At 70.0% G+C, this 17,290-nt stretch carries 18 protein-coding genes and 1 pseudogene; 12 read left to right on the top strand and 7 right to left on the bottom strand.

The genetic code is table 11. From position 1 onward, the window contains the following. Window positions 1-115: helix-turn-helix domain-containing protein (locus P3G67_RS25805; RefSeq protein ID WP_276095637.1), on the bottom strand; the 115-nt coding region annotated here is incomplete at its 3' end. A 244-nt stretch (window positions 116-359) separates the two neighbouring features. Then, window positions 360-1,136 carry a TetR/AcrR family transcriptional regulator gene (locus tag P3G67_RS25800; RefSeq protein WP_276095626.1) on the bottom strand — a complete coding sequence of 259 codons (777 nt, stop codon included), beginning with the start codon at window positions 1,134-1,136 and terminating at the stop codon, window positions 360-362. 106 nt (window positions 1,137-1,242) lie between these two features. Between P3G67_RS25800 and P3G67_RS25795 the strand changes: the two genes are divergently transcribed. Beyond that, window positions 1,243-2,250, top strand: a complete 1,008-nt coding sequence (locus tag P3G67_RS25795; protein WP_391858346.1) for an aldo/keto reductase — start codon at window positions 1,243-1,245, stop codon at window positions 2,248-2,250. A 42-nt stretch (window positions 2,251-2,292) separates the two neighbouring features. Here the strand turns inward: P3G67_RS25795 and P3G67_RS25790 are convergent. Then, window positions 2,293-3,531, bottom strand: a pseudogene (locus P3G67_RS25790) (IS110 family transposase). A 406-nt stretch (window positions 3,532-3,937) separates the two neighbouring features. Between P3G67_RS25790 and P3G67_RS25785 the strand changes: the two are divergent. Then, a complete protein-coding gene (locus P3G67_RS25785; protein WP_276095625.1) occupies window positions 3,938-4,522 on the top strand; it encodes a flavodoxin family protein in 585 nt (194 codons plus the stop codon). A gap of 113 nt (window positions 4,523-4,635) precedes the next feature. On the opposite strand, the gene P3G67_RS25780 is transcribed toward P3G67_RS25785, so the two are convergent. Then, complete coding sequence (locus tag P3G67_RS25780) at window positions 4,636-5,082, bottom strand: nitroreductase family deazaflavin-dependent oxidoreductase (RefSeq protein ID WP_276095624.1); 447 nt, start codon at window positions 5,080-5,082, stop codon at window positions 4,636-4,638. Window positions 5,083-5,665: 583 nt separating this feature from the next. On the opposite strand from P3G67_RS25780, the gene sigJ reads away from it, so the two are divergent. After that, entirely contained in the window at window positions 5,666-6,577 is a 912-nt protein-coding gene (sigJ, locus tag P3G67_RS25775; protein ID WP_276095635.1) for an RNA polymerase sigma factor SigJ, read from the top strand. Between the two features lie 24 nt (window positions 6,578-6,601). Here sigJ and P3G67_RS25770 read toward each other — a convergent pair whose 3' ends face one another. Together P3G67_RS25770 and P3G67_RS25765 are read right to left on the bottom strand one after the other, a co-directional pair. Next, window positions 6,602-7,342 carry an SDR family oxidoreductase gene (locus tag P3G67_RS25770; protein WP_276095623.1) on the bottom strand — a complete coding sequence of 247 codons (741 nt, stop codon included), beginning with the start codon at window positions 7,340-7,342 and terminating at the stop codon, window positions 6,602-6,604. A 161-nt stretch (window positions 7,343-7,503) separates the two neighbouring features. After that, window positions 7,504-8,109, bottom strand: coding sequence for a TetR/AcrR family transcriptional regulator (locus tag P3G67_RS25765; RefSeq protein WP_276095622.1), 606 nt, complete (start codon window positions 8,107-8,109; stop codon window positions 7,504-7,506). 184 nt (window positions 8,110-8,293) lie between these two features. Between P3G67_RS25765 and P3G67_RS25760 the strand changes: the two genes are divergently transcribed. From P3G67_RS25760 to P3G67_RS25730, 7 genes are all read left to right on the top strand, one after another. Further along, on the top strand, window positions 8,294-9,010 hold the full coding sequence (locus P3G67_RS25760; protein WP_276095621.1) for an SDR family oxidoreductase: 717 nt from the start codon (window positions 8,294-8,296) through the stop codon (window positions 9,008-9,010). Between the two features lie 324 nt (window positions 9,011-9,334). After that, the gene (locus P3G67_RS25755; protein ID WP_449343259.1) at window positions 9,335-9,865 is read left to right on the top strand and encodes an SDR family NAD(P)-dependent oxidoreductase; all 531 of its coding nucleotides are present in this window, start codon (window positions 9,335-9,337) and stop codon (window positions 9,863-9,865) included. 223 nt (window positions 9,866-10,088) lie between these two features. Next, entirely contained in the window at window positions 10,089-11,501 is a 1,413-nt protein-coding gene (gene pcaDC / locus P3G67_RS25750) for a bifunctional 3-oxoadipate enol-lactonase/4-carboxymuconolactone decarboxylase PcaDC (RefSeq protein ID WP_276095620.1), read from the top strand. Between the two features lie 115 nt (window positions 11,502-11,616). Then, window positions 11,617-12,264 (top strand): MBL fold metallo-hydrolase, encoded by a 648-nt coding sequence (locus P3G67_RS25745; protein WP_276095619.1) that lies wholly within the window; start codon window positions 11,617-11,619, stop codon window positions 12,262-12,264. Window positions 12,265-12,308: 44 nt separating this feature from the next. Then, window positions 12,309-13,088: an exodeoxyribonuclease III gene (locus P3G67_RS25740; RefSeq protein WP_269858827.1), complete on the top strand. Its 780-nt coding sequence runs from the start codon at window positions 12,309-12,311 to the stop codon at window positions 13,086-13,088. Between the two features lie 87 nt (window positions 13,089-13,175). Beyond that, complete coding sequence (locus P3G67_RS25735; protein WP_276095618.1) at window positions 13,176-13,547, top strand: cupin domain-containing protein; 372 nt, start codon at window positions 13,176-13,178, stop codon at window positions 13,545-13,547. A gap of 49 nt (window positions 13,548-13,596) precedes the next feature. Next, window positions 13,597-14,040, top strand: coding sequence for a DUF6278 family protein (locus P3G67_RS25730; protein WP_269858794.1), 444 nt, complete (start codon window positions 13,597-13,599; stop codon window positions 14,038-14,040). A 135-nt stretch (window positions 14,041-14,175) separates the two neighbouring features. On the opposite strand, the gene P3G67_RS25725 is transcribed toward P3G67_RS25730, so the two are convergent. Continuing rightward, entirely contained in the window at window positions 14,176-15,927 is a 1,752-nt protein-coding gene (locus P3G67_RS25725) for a peptide-N4-asparagine amidase (RefSeq protein WP_276095617.1), read from the bottom strand. Window positions 15,928-16,116: 189 nt separating this feature from the next. Between P3G67_RS25725 and P3G67_RS25720 the strand changes: the two genes are divergently transcribed. Together P3G67_RS25720 and P3G67_RS25715 are read left to right on the top strand one after the other, a co-directional pair. After that, complete coding sequence (locus P3G67_RS25720) at window positions 16,117-16,368, top strand: TfoX/Sxy family DNA transformation protein (RefSeq protein WP_255927905.1); 252 nt, start codon at window positions 16,117-16,119, stop codon at window positions 16,366-16,368. A 142-nt stretch (window positions 16,369-16,510) separates the two neighbouring features. Continuing rightward, the gene (locus P3G67_RS25715) at window positions 16,511-17,263 is read left to right on the top strand and encodes a ZIP family metal transporter (protein ID WP_276095616.1); all 753 of its coding nucleotides are present in this window, start codon (window positions 16,511-16,513) and stop codon (window positions 17,261-17,263) included. The last annotated feature ends 27 nt before the right edge of the window (window positions 17,264-17,290 follow it).

Raw genomic sequence — 17,290 nt, 5'->3', positions numbered from 1 at the left:
CCACCTGATCGACCCCGACAGTGGGCGGCCGACCCGGCCTGGGCTCGTCAACCAGGCCGTCCAACCGCTCGGCAAGGAACCGGCGCCGCCACTTGCGGACCGTATCGGCGGTCACCCGCAAATCGCGACCGCGACGATTGGTGGCACCTCCGGGCCCGCACACGCCAGCACGATTCGCGCTCGCAGGGCCAGCGCCTGAGAGGACGTCGCTCGACGCGTCCACCGTTCCAACACCGTCTGCTCATCGGCAGACAGCAGCAACGGTTCCAACTTCGGCCCCCGACGTGGAACCGACGCACCAGCAGCAGAAGTCACACAACAACTAACGAACAACTACTGGCGCAGGACACTAGCCGCAGTTACCGAGACCTCCGGTCGCTGCCATCGGCGGGTCGGTGGGCCTCGGCGAGCCGTACCAGCCATTCACGCAGCAGGCCGGCTTCGAAGACGCTGAAGCCTGCGTCGGTGACGGGGTCGGCGTCGTCGGCGGGGGTGACGATCCCGAGTAGTGATTGTGCGCGGTCGAAGATGGGGGAACGGTCGTCGGCGCGGGATGTCGCCTGCTCCGTAACGGCGTCGAGCACGATGTCGCGCAGTGGTCGGATCAGTTGGGCGTGTCGCGCGTGTTCCGGCTGGGCCAGCAGGAGCAGAACCGCGCCGGTCGTGGACGCCTCGATGGCCACCGTGGCCGCCTCGACGGGCACACGGAGCAAGCCTTGCACATTGGCGCGTTCGAGCATGCCGCGCAGGATGGCGCGGTTTTCCGCCGCAGCCGCGGGCCGGTGGCCCGGCCGCACGTTTCCGTACATCAGCATGTAGATGGCGGGGTTGGCCAATCCGAACTCGACGTGCACGTCCCAACCTCGGCGCAGGTCCTCGACCGGGTCCTCGCTGGGCTCGAAGGCGCGCTTTTCGGCGAGGTAGCTCTCGAAGCCGAAGCTGGCCACCGCGTCGAGCAGCCCGTCCTTGTCCGCGAAGAGCCGATACAGCGTCGGCGTCTGGACTCCGGCAGCCGCCGCGACGGCTCGGGTGGAGAGCCCGGACGGCCCGGCCTCTGCGAGCAGTTTCACCGCCTCGCTCAGGATGCGCTCGCGTTGATCGTCCGACCCGCTGCCGCGTCGATCGTTGTCTGGCATGTGCCGATGATAACCGATAGCTGTTGACGTTGACACTGACGCTGGTACGGTTCTAGCGTTACCGACGTCAACAAGCGGGGAGTGGAAGTGGACTCGAGGAGCAGAAGTGGCTGACCGCAGGCGGTTGAAGCAGGTCCGGCTCGGTAGTCGGGGTCTGACGGCGGGGGCGCAGGGCCTCGGCTGCATGGGGATGAGCGAGTTCTACGGCGATACCGACGAGTCGGCCGCCCGCGCGACACTGGATGCGGCTCTTGAGCGGGGCGTGACGATGTTCGATACGGCCGACATGTACGGCCGCGGCGATAACGAACGCTTCCTCGCCCCGTTCGTGCAGGCTCACCGTGAGCAGGTCGCCATCGCCACGAAGTTCGGCAGCGTCCGCGGCGAGGACGGTTCGATGTCCGTGAGCAACGACCCGCGCTATATCCGACAGGCTGTCGACGGCAGCCTGTCCCGTCTCGGACTCGAGGTGATCGACCTCTACTACATGCACCGCCGCGACCCGACGGTGCCGCTGGCCGACTCCATCGGAGTGATGGCCGAGCTGGTAACGCAGGGCAAAGTGCGCTACCTGGGCTTGAGCGAGGTCACCGGCGATGAGCTGCGCGAAGCCAACGCCATCCACCCGATCGCTGCCGTGCAGTCGGAGTGGTCGCTTTTCACTCGCGACATCGAGCGCACCTTGGTGCCGGCCGCCACCGAACTCGGCGTCGGCGTTGTGCCCTACTCGCCGCTCGGGCGCGGCTTCCTGACCGGCTCGATGCCCGCCCGACTGCAGGGCAACGACGTCCGCACCGTGTTCCCCCGCTTCACCGGCGAGAACGCCCGGCGCAACGCCGAACTGCTCACACCCCTCGCCCGGATCGCCGACGCTCGCGGCGCCTCGATGGCACAGATCGCTCTGGCCTGGCTGCACCGACAAGCCGTCGTACAGAACCTGACAGTGGTGCCGATCCCCGGCACCCGCACGCCGACGCGACTGGCCGAGAACCTGGCCGCGCTCGAGATCACCCTCACCGACGACGAACTCACACGCCTGGACCCGATTGCCGAGCAGGTTGCCGGCGACCGCTACCCGGACATGACCGAGACCGCAGGCTCACGCGAATCCTAGGCCAGCCCTGCACGACGAAAGACATCTCACGTGCCTAAGAAGTCAAGCCGCTACGGCCAGATCTGCTGCTGAGGAGGTGAAAGCATGCTGCTCGTCGAAGGACTGCCCGGTCTGCAGACAGTGGTAGAGCTGGCCGATCATCCGATTGAACAGATGGCGCTGGGCCTAGGCGTGCCAGTCCCCGTGCTCGCGCCGTCGGCGGTAGTGCGCGTCGGCTCCGGGCGAGGCCCGCAGCGCGGAGAAGGCCCAGAGGAATCCTGCGGCGATCAGCCGGTCGTTCTTGATGAACCGGCGTCCGACGTAGCGTTTCTTGCCCGAGGCGCGGGTGATGGGGGCCGATCCCGCGTAGGCCTTGAGTGCGCGGGCGTCGGCGAAGCGTGTGCGGTCGTCTCCGATCTCGGCGAGCACCCGGGCGGCGAGCTGTACTCCCAGGCCGGGGAAGCTGAGCAAGATCTCAGCGTCCGGGTGCCGTCGAAAATGCTCCTCCACCGCCGTCGCGAGTTCCTCGGCGGCCAGACAGGCGGCATCCAACTGGCGTATCAGGGCGAGCAGTTGGTATCCCATGGCGTCCTCGACGGCCTGCGGATGGTGGGCGTAGTCGCCGCGGAAGACGGTGCGCAGGCGGTCGGCCTCGGCGTCGATTCCGCGAGTGCGACCGGCACGTTTGAGTGCGGCCCGCAGCTGGGCCGGTGTCAGCTTGGAGGCCTTGGCCGGCGTCGGGGCCGCGGCCAGCACCGCTCGGGCTTCGGGGCGGGCCAGGCCGTGCTGCCTGCCGAGGAAGGCGTCCAGGGCGGCGGGGTAGTACTCACGCAGCAGCGAGCGGACCTGGTTGACCAGCTGCTGGCGGTTCCAGACCGGGTCCTGTTGGGCGCGGGCCAGGACGGTGACGGCCTGGGCGAGGTGGCTGTCGGCGGGCAGTCGGCGGTGCGCGTGCCGGTCGGTGCGCAGGATGTTCGCCAGAACGAGGGCGTCGCCGGGGTCCGACTTCTTACGGGAGACGCTGTGCCGGTCCCGGTAGCGGGCCGCCGCCAGCGGGTTGATCGCGTAGATCGGTCGCGTTCCGGCGTTCAAAGCGGCGACGAGAAGGCCCCGGTTGGTCTCGATGGCCACTGGTATCGGTTCGTCAGCGGTGTCGCCGTGTTCGGCGAGCAGATCCAGCAGCAGCCGGTAGCCGGCCGCATCGTCGGTGATGCGGCGCTTGGCCAGCAGGTGTCCGGTCTCGTCGACCAGAGCCACGTCGTGATGCGACTCGGCCCAGTCGATCCCGCAGAACACGGTCATGCAGTTCCCCATTCTCTTGCCGTTCGCGCAGGTGGTGGGCCTGTGCGGGCCACGCGGCGACCTAATTCCAGGACTCGACAGTCCGCCATCTCACTAGCCGTTCGTGGCACCAGCGCGCCCCAGGGGCCTCTGTCTTGTGCAGAGCTCGACGGCTCGGGACGAAGCGAAGAGGTCACCCTGCGACGGGCTCACACCACAACGATCTACGTGCGGGAGGCCGCGCGGGGTTCCGCAGTGGCCCGAAGACGCCGGGCCCCACCGTTCTTTCGCAAGGCCTCGGCGGGCCGGGAACTGACAGGAGTCAGCCCGGCGCCCACGTGGCCACCACGAACCCAGATCACCTCAACAGTCCAGCAGGTCACCCACGACCTGATCTGGAACCCCTACTCACGAATTAGGAACTGACATGCCATCCGTTCAAATCGCCATCGCCTACTACTCCGGTTACGGACACACCCTCGAGATCGCCAAGGCCGTGCGCGACGGTATCGAGTCGGTACCCGAGGCCCGCGCCGACATGGTCGACGTGGCCGACATGACCGACGCGAAGTGGGCGATCCTCGATGCCAGCGACGCGATCATCTTCGGGACACCGACCTACATGGGATCGGCATCCGGGGCGTTCCACACATTCGCCGAGGCGACCTCGAAGCGCTGGATGACCCAGCAATGGCTGGACAAACTCGCGTCCGGGTTCACCAACTCCGGATCGATGAGCGGCGACAAGCTGCACACGCTGCAGTACCTGGCCCTGCTCGCCGCACAGCACGGCATGCACTGGGTCAGCCTGGGCCTGATGCCCGGCTGGAACACCACCACCAGCAGCGAACAGGACGACAACCGCCTCGGCTTCTACCTCGGCGCGGGCGCCCAGACCTGGAACGACCAAGGCCCGGACGCCGTCAACACCGCCGACCTGTCCACAGCACGCCACCTCGGAGCCCGGGTCGCGACCCAGGCGCTGCGCTACCAACATCCTGTCGCGTCATAGACCCGCGAACGGCTCGACAACGCCTGCCCCGCCCAGCGCCCGTCGGGACCGCGTCATGAGGTACACCACCCCTCGCTAGCCTCGCGCTTTCACGAAGGAAGAAGCGTCGGTTCCTACCCGCGCGGGGGCTCCAGGACGAAGACGGGGATCACACGGTCGGTCTTCTCCTGATATTCGGCGTACGGCGGATACGCGGCGACCGCGCGCTCCCACCACTCGGCCTTCTCATCTCCGGTGACCTCACGGGCTGTCATGTCCCGGCGTACGGGACCGTCCTGGAGCTCCACGTGCGGGTCGGACTTGACGTTGAAGTACCAGACCGGGTGACGTGGGAAGCCGCCCTTCGAGGCCACGGCCGCGTACCGCCCCTCGTGCTCCACGCGCATCAACGGGATCTTGCGGATCTTGCCGCTCTTCACGCCGCGCGTCGTGAGAATGACGATGGGCAGGCCCGTGTCCCAGAGCGTCGATCCCTGCGTGCCGCCCGAACTCTCGTACAGCTCGACCTGATCGCGCACCCACTGCGCCGGACTCGGCTCGTACTCGCCCTCAAGAGGCATCGCATTCACCCCATCGTCACGTCATGAAGTGTGCTGTCCGCCAGGTGGTCAGGTAAAACGCACAGTGCCCACGACCAGCAAGATGAGGATTGTCGAGGCCCTTGTTCCCACTCCAGTCGGAGGCACCTTCCAGATGAGGAGCATGTCGGGCGCTACCCGCGTGTTCGTGTCGGGGGCGGTGGCCGTTCGGTGGTCTCACAGGCCGGGGCGTCGCTGCTGTCGGGGGGCCGCGCACCGAACGGTTGTTGGTGTCGTGATGCCCATGTCGACCCACGGGGTGCCGGTGCGGCGGCGCACCAGGGGCACCGGGTGGCAGGGTGATCCGGAAGGCCCTGGCCTCGGCGTCAGCCGGAATCCGAGCCGCCGCTTCCGGCAGGGACGCGATCAACTCAACTCAGCGCGCATGTTCTCCTCCAAACAGGGACTGTCCCCAGGAAGGACAAGACAGCCTGCCCGTTTGTGACAGCCCAACGCGGCGAGGGCGGAGATGCAGCCGCCGTGGGATCGCAGCGGGCGGGCCGTCCTCGCGCCGGAGGCCGCTCACCTGGGGGAACGACGGTTGACCTGCGGAGGCATCGGCACCATGGACGGGCAGCAGCTCACCGACGACTCCCTCGACGAAGCGGCGAACGTGTTCGAGCGACTGCGTCCACAGCTGTTCGGTATCGCCTACCGCATCCTGGGCAGCGTGTCCGAGGCTGAGGACGTGGTGCAGGACGTGTGGCCGCGCTGGCAGGGCGCCGAGCGGAGCGCGGTGCGGGATCCCGGGGCGTTTCTGGCGAAGATCACCACGCGTCTGGCGATCAACGTGGCTCAGTCGGCGCGCGTTCGCCGCGAGGCGTACGTGGGGCCGTGGCTGCCGGAGCCCGTGGACACCAGTGTGGATCCGCAGGTCGGCGCGGAGCGCGGCGAGGCGCTGGAGCTGGCCGTGCTGCTGGTCCTTCAGAAGCTGAACCCCGTGGAACGGGCGGCCTACGTGCTGCGGGAGGCCTTCGGCTACGCCTACGACGAGATCGCGGGCATGCTCCAGCTGAGCCAGGCCAATACGCGGCAGATCCTCAGCCGGGCCCGCAAGCGCCTGTCCGCCGAGCGCCGGGAACCCGTCGAGGCGGCTCAGCACCGACGGCTGGTCGAGGCCTTCGTCGTCGCCGCGCAGCACGGTGACGTCGCCGCGCTCGAGAGCGTGCTGTCGGCGGACGTCCTCGCCTACGCGGACGGGAACGGCATGCGCGGCGTGGCACGGGTGGAGATCGTGGGAGCCGAGCGCGTGGCCAGGGTCAGCGCCTTCGCGAAGAAGTTCTTCCCCGGGGCCGAGTACGCGGTGGCGGAGGCGAACGGCTGGCCCAGCCTGCTGCTCGTCCAGGATGGGGTCACGGTCGCTCTGGTGAGCGTCACCGTGGGACCGGACGGTATAGACGGGCTGTACTGGGTCCTGGCGCCCGACAAGCTGAGGGCCTACGAGCGGTCGACTCGCAGACCCACGGGACGCCCGTAGCCGCTCTGACAACGGGGGGACCGGTCAGCTCTGCTTCAGCCAGTCCTCGTAGCGGGTGGACGCGAGACGGGCTGTGTCGTCGCCGATGAGAACCCCGTCGGGCATGCCCGCGAACGGGCTCGCGGCCTCGTCGGTGACGATGGAGCGGCCGTCCGGCTTCGCCGCCAGGGTGATCTCACCGAGCCGGTCGAGCCGCTCGACCTCGGGGCCCGCGATGTCGCGTACGCCGTACAGCGGCTCGCCCAGCGCCGCGTCCGCGACGTCGGCGGCGACGTCGGCGGAGGCCATCGGGCGCAGCCGCAGGGACGGCAGGTGCACCTCCGTGCCCTCGGTGGTCATGTCCATCACCGGGGCGATGAACTCGAAGAACTGGGTGGCGCGCACGATGGTGTAGGGAACGCCACTGTTCCGCACGGCTTCCTCCTGGGCGACCTTGGCCCGGTAGTAGCCGTAGTCGGGCACCTGGTCGACGCCGACGATGGAGAGCACGACGTGGTGGCGCACACCCGCCTCCTTTTCGGCCTCGGTCAGATTCCGCTCCGAGCGAGTGAAGAAGTCCAGCGCCGGCTCCGGATCGAAGGAGGGGGAGTTCGGCACGTCCACGACCACGTCCGCGCCCGTCAGAGCCTGTGCCAGACCTTCACCGGTGAGGGTGTCGACGCCCGTGGAGGGGGCGGCCGCCACGGCCTCGTGACCACTGTCGCGCAGCAGCGCGACCACCTGCGAGCCGATGAGCCCCGTACCGCCGACGACCACGATCTTCATCACTGCCTCCGTTCGTTGATTCGGCTTCCGACGGATACCGGCGACACCTCGCCGGACACGAGGGACCCGATCGCGCCCCTGAGGACTTTCGGACCGTTCTGGTGACTGGTGCCCACCGCGGTTATCGACCTTGCTCGGGCAAAGGACCGTTTGCGAGAACGCTAGCTGCGTACCGCGGCCAGGCCCTGGTCGTACAGGTCGAGAATGTCGCCCTGCCCGTTGCCATCGAGCCACGTTGCGGTGGCGGCATCGAAGCATGCGAATGCTGTCGCAACGATGGCGCGGGCTTGCCCTCTGTTCGTCCCCGAGGCGGCCAGTCTGGCTTCGAGCAGGGGCAGCAGCTCCTCCTGGCAGCGCACGCGCTTCCCGAGGTAGGCGGCGCGCAGCGAGTCGGTGTGGTGCACCAAGCGGAAGCGCTCCAGTGCCTCCTCGGGAGTCGCGTGCAGGGAGAGCGCGGCCTTGAACGCCGCACGCAACGCCTCCCAGGCGTCGGCATCGACGGGCTGCTTGCGGACGGTTTCCGCCAGGAGGGTGACGAACCGCTCCTCGCTGCCGCCGATGAGGTCTTCCTTGGTCCCGAAGTAGCGGAAGAGGGTGCGCTGGGAGACGCCGGCCTCGCGGGCGATCTGCGCGATGGTCGTCTCGTCGTAGCCCTGCTGCGTGAACAGGCGCAACGCGGTTTGGAGGATCTCTTGGGCAGCCAGCTGCCGCGTCCGATCCCACAGAGTGGGCGTAGTCGCCCCTTTGCCTTGCGTTCCCTGTGTCATGCCATCAGCTTAGCGCAGCCTGCCAGGCTGGCACTTACAGGAGCTCTGGCAGTCGCTGTCATTCGGGCGTACGCTGTCGTGAAAGCGAGCCCGGGCGCCTGCGCGGCGCTTTGCCTCTGCGTCCTTTCTGCCTCTGGCGACAGGGCTGAAGGCGCCCTGGCGCATTCAGCAAGGAGAACAACCGTTGGCAACAAAGACGGCACTCATCACCGGCGGAACCAGCGGGATCGGCAAGGCCACCGCGGAACTGCTCCACTCGCGCGGTTATCGCGTCATGGTCACCGGCCTCGGCGATATCGATGACGCCGGCCTTCCTGGAGACGTCATCGCTGTCCAGGCCGACGCCGGCTCCCTGACCGACATCGGCTGGGCCGTCGACCAGGCGCGTGAGCACCTGGGCTCCCTCGACCTGCTCTACCTCAACGCGGGCATCTCTCGCCCCGGCCCGATCGAATCCACCGATGAGGCCGCCTTCGACGCCCTGTTCAACATCAACGTCAAGGGCAACTTCTTCACACTTAAAAAGGCGCTCCCCCTGCTGAACGAAGGCGCGTCCGTGGTGTTCACCGTCGGCGCCGGCGAGGGACTCGGCGCTGCCATGACCGCTGCCAAGGGAGCTCTGCTGCCTCTCGTGCGCTCCCTGGCCATCGAACTCGCCCCACGCCGCATCCGGGTCAACGCGGTAAGCCCCGGCCTGGTCAACACCCCCGCGTACAGCAAGATGGGCATCTCCCCGGACACGATCGCCTCCTGGGGTGAAGGCGTTCCCCTCGGCCGCGTCGGAGCCCCTGCCGACATTGCCGAAGCTGTCGCCTTCCTCGCATCCGACAGCGCCAGCTACATAACCGGCGACAATCTGATCGTCTCCGGCGGCATCGGCGTCCATGCCCGCCCCGTGTAGGTGATGGCGGCGGGCGCAGGCCGATCAATGCCCTCTTGAGTTTCTGACGCCCCTCCGTCGTCCTCGTCCAGCTCCGATGCGTCCGGATCACGCAAGGGGCGTAAGGCGCCGACCGCAGCGAAGCTGTAGCGGCCGAGCAGGTAGAGGTTGCGGAGTGGATCGCGAAGGACCGGGCCCGCACCCAGGCCCTGCGCCAGACCCCCGGTTGCGGCGTAACCCGGGAGGACATGGGCGACCCCGACCGGAAGCTGGCGACGATCAGCCAGGAACCGCAGGCCAGCGAGCAGTAACCCGTTCGCCGCCGACCTTCGCGCCGCGGAGGCGGTGCGGCGGCTGGCCCGGGAGGCTTCCGAGCTGGGCGGCGGCCGGGTTGACATCCCCGTCAACAACGCGGGTGTCTACCCCGGCGGTCCGACCGAGGAGGCGACACCGACCGAGGTGGACGCCGTCTACGACCTGAACGTGAAGGCCCCCTTCTACCTGGTCGGGGCGCTGGCGCCGACCATGGCCGAGCGCGGCGGCGGGGCGATCGTCAACGTGAGCACCATGGCGGCCGATTACGGCATCTCGGGACTGGCGCTGTACGGATCGAGCAAGGCGGCGCTGAACCAGCTCACCCGGGCGTGGGCCGCCGAGTACGGCCCGCGCGGCGTCCGCGTCAACACCGTCGTGCCGGGCCCGACCCGCACCGAGGGAATGGAGGGCATGAGCGAGGCGATGGACGCCGTGGCCGCACAGGTCCCCGCGGCCGAACCGGAGGAGATCGCCGAGGCCATCGCCTACCTGGCCAGCGACGCCGCCAGCTTCGTCCAGGGCGCCCACCTGGCCGTGGACGGCGGCCGCACGGCGGTATGACCCCTTCGCAGGGTCCGCTTGTACGATGCCCGCGCTTCCGCTTCACGTACCTCGCAGGCAGCGGTGCCCCGGATCACGTCCTGGCCCGGTGGGCAGGGCACACCAACGTCAAGACGACCAAGAAGTGGTACGTCAAGCCGGACGTGGAGGATCTGCGTGGGGCGGTGGAGGCATGGGAAGGTCTGGCGAGCGTCCCCGACCCCCCGCCTTGAGAAAATGTGAGATGTGGGAGCGTGGCCTGGTGAGCACGACAGCGACCGAACACCTGCAATACCGCTTTGACGGGCCAGAACACGCCCCGGTTCTGGTCTTGGGGCCAGCTCTAGGCACCACATGGCACATGTGGGACCGGCAGATACCCGAGCTGACCGCGCACTGGCGGGTGCTCCGCTTCGATCTGCCGGGACACGGTGGCGCGCCCGCGGAACCCGCGTCCTCCATCAGCGAGCTGGCCGACCGGCTGCTCGCCACCCTCGACGACCTCGGCATCGAACGGTTCGGCTACGTGGGCTGCTCGATCGGCGGCGCCGTCGGCCTCGACCTGGCGCTGCGCAGCCCGTGCCGGGTCTCCTCGCTGGTCCTGGTCTCCTCGGCGGCACGCTTCGACACTCCCGACGGCTGGCGGCAGCGCGGGGTCGTGGTCCGGTCCGGCGGGCTCGCCCAGATCGCCCAGACCACCCCGGAGCGCTGGTTCACCCCGGCCTTCCGCGCCGCACAGGCGTCCATCGTCGAGTGGGGCGTGCAGATGGTGCGCACCACCGACGCCGAGTGCTACATCGCCGCCTGCGAGGCACTCGCCACCCACGACGTACGGGCCGAACTCGCCGAAATCGCCGTGCCCACGCTGGTCGTGGCCGGTGCCGAGGACCACGCCACACCGCCCGCCGAGGCCCGCGCGCTGGTCGCCGGCATCCACGACGCCCGGCTCGCCGTGGTCCCCGGTGCCTCCCACCTGGTCGCGGTGGAGCAGCCGAGGGCGTTCACCGATCTGGTGGTGCGGCACTTCTCCACCGCCTGGCTGGACCGTCCCGCGCCCACCCAACCGCCGTTCCGGCCGCCCGTCGAGCCGACGGCGCCGCATCCGACCGCCGCCCCGGCACCGCCGCAGGTGATCACCCCGCCGTTCGCGGCGCCGGTGCCCCCGCCGCCGGTGGCCGTTCCGCCCACCGTCCCGCCGCCCGTCGTACCGACGGTCACGCCGACCGCCGCGCCCAGCGTCGTACCCGAGCCGCCCGCCGCCGCGCCCCCGCAGCGTCCCGACCCGTACGACGAGGGGATGAGGATCCGCCGTGAGGTGCTGGGCGACGCGCACGTGGACCAGGCCGCGGCCAACGCCGACGAACTCACCGCGGACTTCCAGGACTTCATCACCCGCTACGCCTGGGGCGAGATCTGGTCCCGGCCGGGGCTCGACCGCAAGACCCGAAGCTGCATCACCCTGACCGCGCTCGTCGCCGGCGGCCATCTGGACGAGCTGGCCTTCCACGTCCGCGCCGCGCTGCGCAACGGGCTGTCGCCCGCCGAGATCAAGGAGGTGCTGATGCAGACCGCCGTCTACTGCGGCGTCCCCACGGCCAACTCGGCCTTCGCGGTGGCCCAGCGGGTCATCCGGGAGGTCGCCCAGCTGCACGGCTGAGGGGCTCGCCGGATACCCGGATCGGCGCGCCCCGCCACAGCAGTGGTGGGACGCCGCCCCGGTGAAATGATGTTGGGGAAACGGTTCCCGGGACGGCCTGGTAGGGGAGACAACCATGAAGCTGACCAAGAAGGGGCACGCCTGCGTCCGGCTGGAGAAGGGCGGGCAGACCCTGGTCATCGACCCCGGCAACTTCAGCGAGGCGGACGCGGCGGTCGGCGCGGACGCGGTCCTGGTGACCCACGAGCATCCGGACCACTTCGACGAGGGTCGGCTGCGGGCCGCGCTGGACGCCAACCCGGCCGCCGAGATCTGGACCCTGCGCAGCGTCGCCGACCAGATCGCCCCAGCCTTCCCCGGCCGGGTGCGCACGGTGGGCAACGGCGACACCTTCAGCGCGGCGGGCTTCGACATCGAGGTGCACGGCGAACTGCACGCGGTGATCCATCCCGACCGGCCCAGGATCACCAACATCGGCTTCCTGGTGGACGGTTCGCTGTTCCACCCCGGCGACGCGCTCACCGTGCCGGACAAGGGCGTGGCCACGTTGATGCTGCCGGTGCACGCTCCGTGGAACAAGGTGTCCGAGATCATCGACTACGTGCGCGAGGTCGCACCGCGCCGGGCGTTCTCTATCCACGACGGCCTGCTGAGCGACAACGGGCACGGCATCTACAACACCCTGCTGGGCCCGTCCGGCCCCGGTATCGGCGAGGCGGAGCACCGCAGGATCGCCCCGGGGGAGAGCGTGGAACTGGCGTAGCCGTCCGGCTGTCGGTGGCGGGCGGTAGATTGCGGGACATGTCACTGCGCATCGCGACCTGGAACGTCAACTCGATCACCGCCCGCCTGCCGCGGCTGCTGGCCTGGCTGGAGAGCAGCGGCACGGACGTGCTGTGCATACAGGAGACCAAGTGCGCGGCCGAGCAGTTCCCGTACGACCAGCTACGTGAGCTGGGCTACGAGGCGGCGGTCAACGCGACCGGCCGGTGGAACGGCGTCGCGGTGCTGTCCAGGGTCGGGCTGGACGAGGTGGTGGTCGGCCTGCCCGACGGCCCGGAGTACGACGGCGCCCAGGAGCCGCGAGCGGTGGCGGCCACCTGCGGTGCGGTGCGGGTGTGGTCGGTGTACGTGCCCAACGGCCGCGAGGTCGGCCATGACCACTACAACTACAAGCTGCGCTGGTTCGACGCGCTGCGGCAGGCCGTCGCCGAGGACGCCGCCGGGGACCGGCCGTTCGCCGTCCTCGGCGACTACAACGTGGCGCCCACCGACGACGACGTATGGGATCCTTCCGTCTTCGAGGGGCTGACCCATGTGACCCCGGCGGAGCGCGCCGCGCTGGCCGCGCTGCGCGAGTCCGGGCTGTCCGACGTGGTACCGCGCCCGCTGAAGTACGACCGGCCGTTCACCTACTGGGACTACCGGGAGCTGGGCTTCCCCAAGAACAAGGGCATGCGCATCGACCTGGTCTACGGCAACGTGCCCTTCGCGAAGGCGGTCGGCGACGCCTACGTGGACCGCGAGGAGCGCAAGGGCAAGGGCGCCTCCGACCACGCCCCGGTCGTGGTGGACCTGGAGCTGTAACCGCTTTACGACCTGTACGGCCGGGCCGCGGAGCGCACACACTGTGCCGCCCCGGTGCCCCGGCCGACCCGCGTACGCTCACCGGCCATGACCGTCAATGACCCGGGCCGCCAACTCGTGCCCAGCTTCGCCCTGCACATCGCCGACGCCGAGTTGTCGCCGGAACCGCTCGATCCGGCGCAGATCGTCTCGGGCAGCCCCGAGGTGACCGGCGCGGTCCTGTGGGAGTCGGCGGACGGCACCCGGGCGCACGGCATCTGGCAGATCACCCCGGGAGTGGTCACCGACACCGAGGCCGACGAGATGTTCGTGGTGATCGGCGGCCGGGCCACGATCGAGGTCGTGGACGGCCCGGTCTTCGAGGTCGGACCGGGCGATGTGTGTGTGCTGCGCGAGGGCGACCGGACGACGTGGACGGTGCACGAGACGCTGCGCAAGGCGTACAGCGTTCGTATCTGATCGCCGCGTCCGACGCCGTGCGGCGGGCGGGCGGTGCCAGTCTGTCGGTATGGAGATCTCGTTCTTCGACAAATGGCGCAAGCGGCACGGCACCGCGCGCGGTGTGTCCGTGACGGCGCCGGGCGCCGTCGACCAGGAGGGGGTCGCGGAACTGCTCGCGGAGTGCGAGCTGCTGCGTGAGCAGGCGTCGGCGGCCGGGGTCGAACTCGACGACACCGCAGCCTCGTTGGCGGCTCTGGACCAGCTTCCGCCGCAGTGGCGGGACGACCCGGACAACCTCTCCTGGCTCGGCAACGACGCCGGGCTGTACCTCGGCACGGTCATCGTGCGCGGCGTGCCCGGCGCCGTCTGGCAGATCTGGCCGAACGGCCACCCGGTGGTGCGGTTGGCCTCCGGCCGGGAGATCGACGTGGTCGCCGCGGGACACGCCTGGGCGAGCGGCGGAACGCCGGAACTGGCCCAGGTCCACGCGGAGGCGGCGGAGGGCCACTGACCCCGCCGAACGCGGAGCTCGCCCGTGGGCCCCACGTCATGGGGTGGCTCGCCGCCGCGACGGCGGGTTCCCTCCGCCGCGGCGGCGAGTAGCCACGGGGGTGCGGCCGGGCGCGCCGCATCGTCCGTCAGCGGCCTACGGCCGCGAGCACCGCGCCCGGGCGCCACCCGTGTCCGAGGTGATCCACCCATGCGCCGCGCGCACCTCCCGGTCGTAGCAGAATCCGGAGTCGTCGAACTCCCGGTAGCGCTCGGTGGACGTGCCGTCCGCCGTGAGCACCGCGCCGTTCTTGCGCGCGAGTTCCCCGGTGGCGGTGAGCCGGTCGTTCACGTCGGCCGTGGTGTGCCAGCCGCCGCGCCCGGCCCGCACCGCGTCCGTCTCAGCGCGCCCCTGTGCCACCGTCGCCCGCAGGTCGTAGTTGTTGTAGTCGACGTTGGAGACCGCATCGCTGTCCACGTCGATGGGGTAGGCCCAGGAGTGCCGCACGGTCTGCTGGTCGCTGCCGGGGCCAGCGGTGCGCACCGTCGTGCTCCCGGTGTCCCGCTGGTGCACCACCTGCCGCTGGCCGGTCACGGAGACCGCGTCGGTGTTGCGGTACCCGAGGTGCTGTTCCACGGTGGTGGCCACCCGCCCATGGGAGGTGTCGACATATCCACTGATCGACCAGTCGCGGTGTACGTCCACCGCGACATCCGTACCGCCGTCCGCCCGCTTGGTCTCCGCGGTGGCGACCCGGGGAGCCGCGCCCAGTGAGTCCGCGGTGACCGCGCCGCCGGTGCGGGCCCGACCGTGGTCGGTGTCCACGAACAGCGAACCGCCCACCGTCCAGGTGTCGTTGGCGGCATACGGGGTGATGGTCAGCGAGTGCGGCCTTCCGTCGGCGAGTTGACCGGCGAACGGCGTCAGGTCGATGTCGTACGCCTCGGTGCGGAACTGGTCGATGGCCGGGATCGGCCGCCACAGCGTGGGCACGATGCCGCCCGAATACACCACGGGGTACGGCTGCGCCAGACCCGCCGGGCGGCCGTCCACCGAGACCAGGACCTCACGGTACGGGCCGCCCCCGCACAGGTAGTCGGGCGCCGTCTTGGCCAGGTCGTCCGGTACGGCGGTGAACCACTGCTCGTCGCAGCCCCCACCGCGCGCGTACAGCTCCAGCCGGGCCCGGGTCAGATTGGTCGGGAACGCCACCGAGGCGGTCGCCGACTGGCCCTTGCCCAGCTCGAACCAGGGCGCGGTCTTCGGATCGTGCCTGGCCACCGGTATCACCCGGTCGGCGGTACGGGCGGCGGGGTGCCGGGCGTCGGCCAGGTAGTAGGTGAAGCTCAGCCGCATGTGGTAGACGCCGGTGTATGTCGAGTTGACAACGTTGCCCAGTTCCACCTGGAGCTGCTGGGGGCTCCTCAGCAGCGGGGCGAACTCGGTGATGTCCTTGTCGACGTGCCAGTTGATGCCGTCCTCGTCGGGCTCGGCGGTACTGGTGCGGAAGATCTCCGCGCCCCCCAGCCACACCCCGGCGAGCCGGTCGTACTGGCGGCCCTTGACGCTGCCCGACCAGTCCATGACGACCTTGGTCCAGGGGCCCGCGCAACGGGTGGGCGGGGTGACGGTGGTGCCGTAGGGCGGGTCGGTGAGGTTGTTGCCGAAGTCATGGCGCATCACCTCCACCGTGCAGTGCCGGGTGTTCGGGCGGCTGACCGGGGGCAGGGCGGACACCGGATCCTGGTAGTCCACCGCCGGGTTCGAACGCGGCGCCGCCGCGGCCGAGGCGGGCGCGCCCAACCCGCTGAGCGCCAGCGCCGCCGCGGCGCCGAGCGCGGCCAACGGGCGCCAAACGGTCGGCAGTCGCCCGCCGTCAAGTGACCGCCATCGTCTGGTCCGTGCCATCGGATCACCCTCTCCTGATCATCCGTGACCATTCGTGATCACCGTGGCCCGTACGCTGCCGTACTCCCGGACGCCCGACAAGACCGCCGGATCGGACGTCAGGACGGCCCCGCATCCACAGGATCGGGCCCGGAGCCGGGCATCATGGCGGAAGGGACCCCGCGAACCACCCAGACCGGGAGATACGACATGGAATCCCTGGAGAAACTCCCCAACATCGGTGCGATCCTCGCCGACCGGCTGCGCGAAGCCGGGGTGTGCGACGCGGCGGAGCTGCGCCGGCTCGGCGCGGAGGCGGCGTACGCCAAGATCAGCGCGGAGCTGCCGGAGGACGCCCGCGGCCACACCCTCTTCGCCCTCGAAGGCGCCATCCGCGGCACCCGTTGGACCTCCATCCCGCAGGAGGAGCGGGCCACCCTCGCGTCGCGCGTCTTCGACTGACCCGGTGAGGGCGGCGCGGTACGCCACTCGCGCGCCATGCCAGGGCGCCCCGCTGGCTACGCGTGAGTAGCGGTCGGCGCCGCGCCGCCCATACGGCCCAAGCCCGAGCGCCGACGCCCCACAACGGCCGGATCATGACCCCATGGCAGTAGTGGTCGCGGTGGGCGCGTTCTTGACGACCCTGCTCGGCGGCGCGGTGGCGCACCGTATCGGGGACCGCCGCCATCTCGTCCTGGGGCTCGCCGCCGGGCTGATGCTGGGCGCGGTCGGCTTCGACCTGCTGCCCGAAGCCCTCTCCGCCCGACCGGCGCACGTGTTCGGGGTGCCCGCGGCGCTGCTGCTGTTCGTCGGCGGCTTCCTCGCCATCCACACCGTGGAGCGCGCGGTCGCCATCCACCGCGCCCACGAGGGCGAGTACGCCGCACACACCCACCCGCACCGGCACGACCGTGCGCCGCCCCAGGCCCTCGGTATCGTCGCGGCGAGCGCCCTGATCGCCCACAGCGTCATGGACGGCTTCGCCATCGGCGCGGCCTTCCAGGCCGGGGCGACCGTCGGCGCGGTGGTCGCGTTCGCCGTCATCGCGCATGACTTCGCGGACGGCTTCAACACCTACACGGTGACCTGGCTGCACGGGAGCGACCGCCGCCGGACCTTCGCGCTGCTCGGCTGCGATGCCGTGGCGCCCGTGGTGGGCGCCGCCACCACCCTGGCGTTCACCATCCCGCGCGGCGTACTCGGGCTGTACCTGGGCTTCTTCGCCGGATTCCTGTGCTACCTCGCCACCTCCGACATCCTGCCCGAGGCGCACAGCCCGCATCCCTCGTTGTCCACGCTGCTGTGCACGGTCGCCGGTACCGGGTTCATGTGGCTGGTCATCGCGATGGCCGGCTGACGCCGGACGCGGAACGTTACAGCCGGA

It is taken from the genome of Streptomyces silvisoli (assembly GCF_029269905.1).
GTDB lineage: Bacteria > Actinomycetota > Actinomycetes > Streptomycetales > Streptomycetaceae > Streptantibioticus_A > Streptantibioticus_A silvisoli_A.
This window is presented reverse-complemented; position numbering and strand designations above follow the sequence as displayed.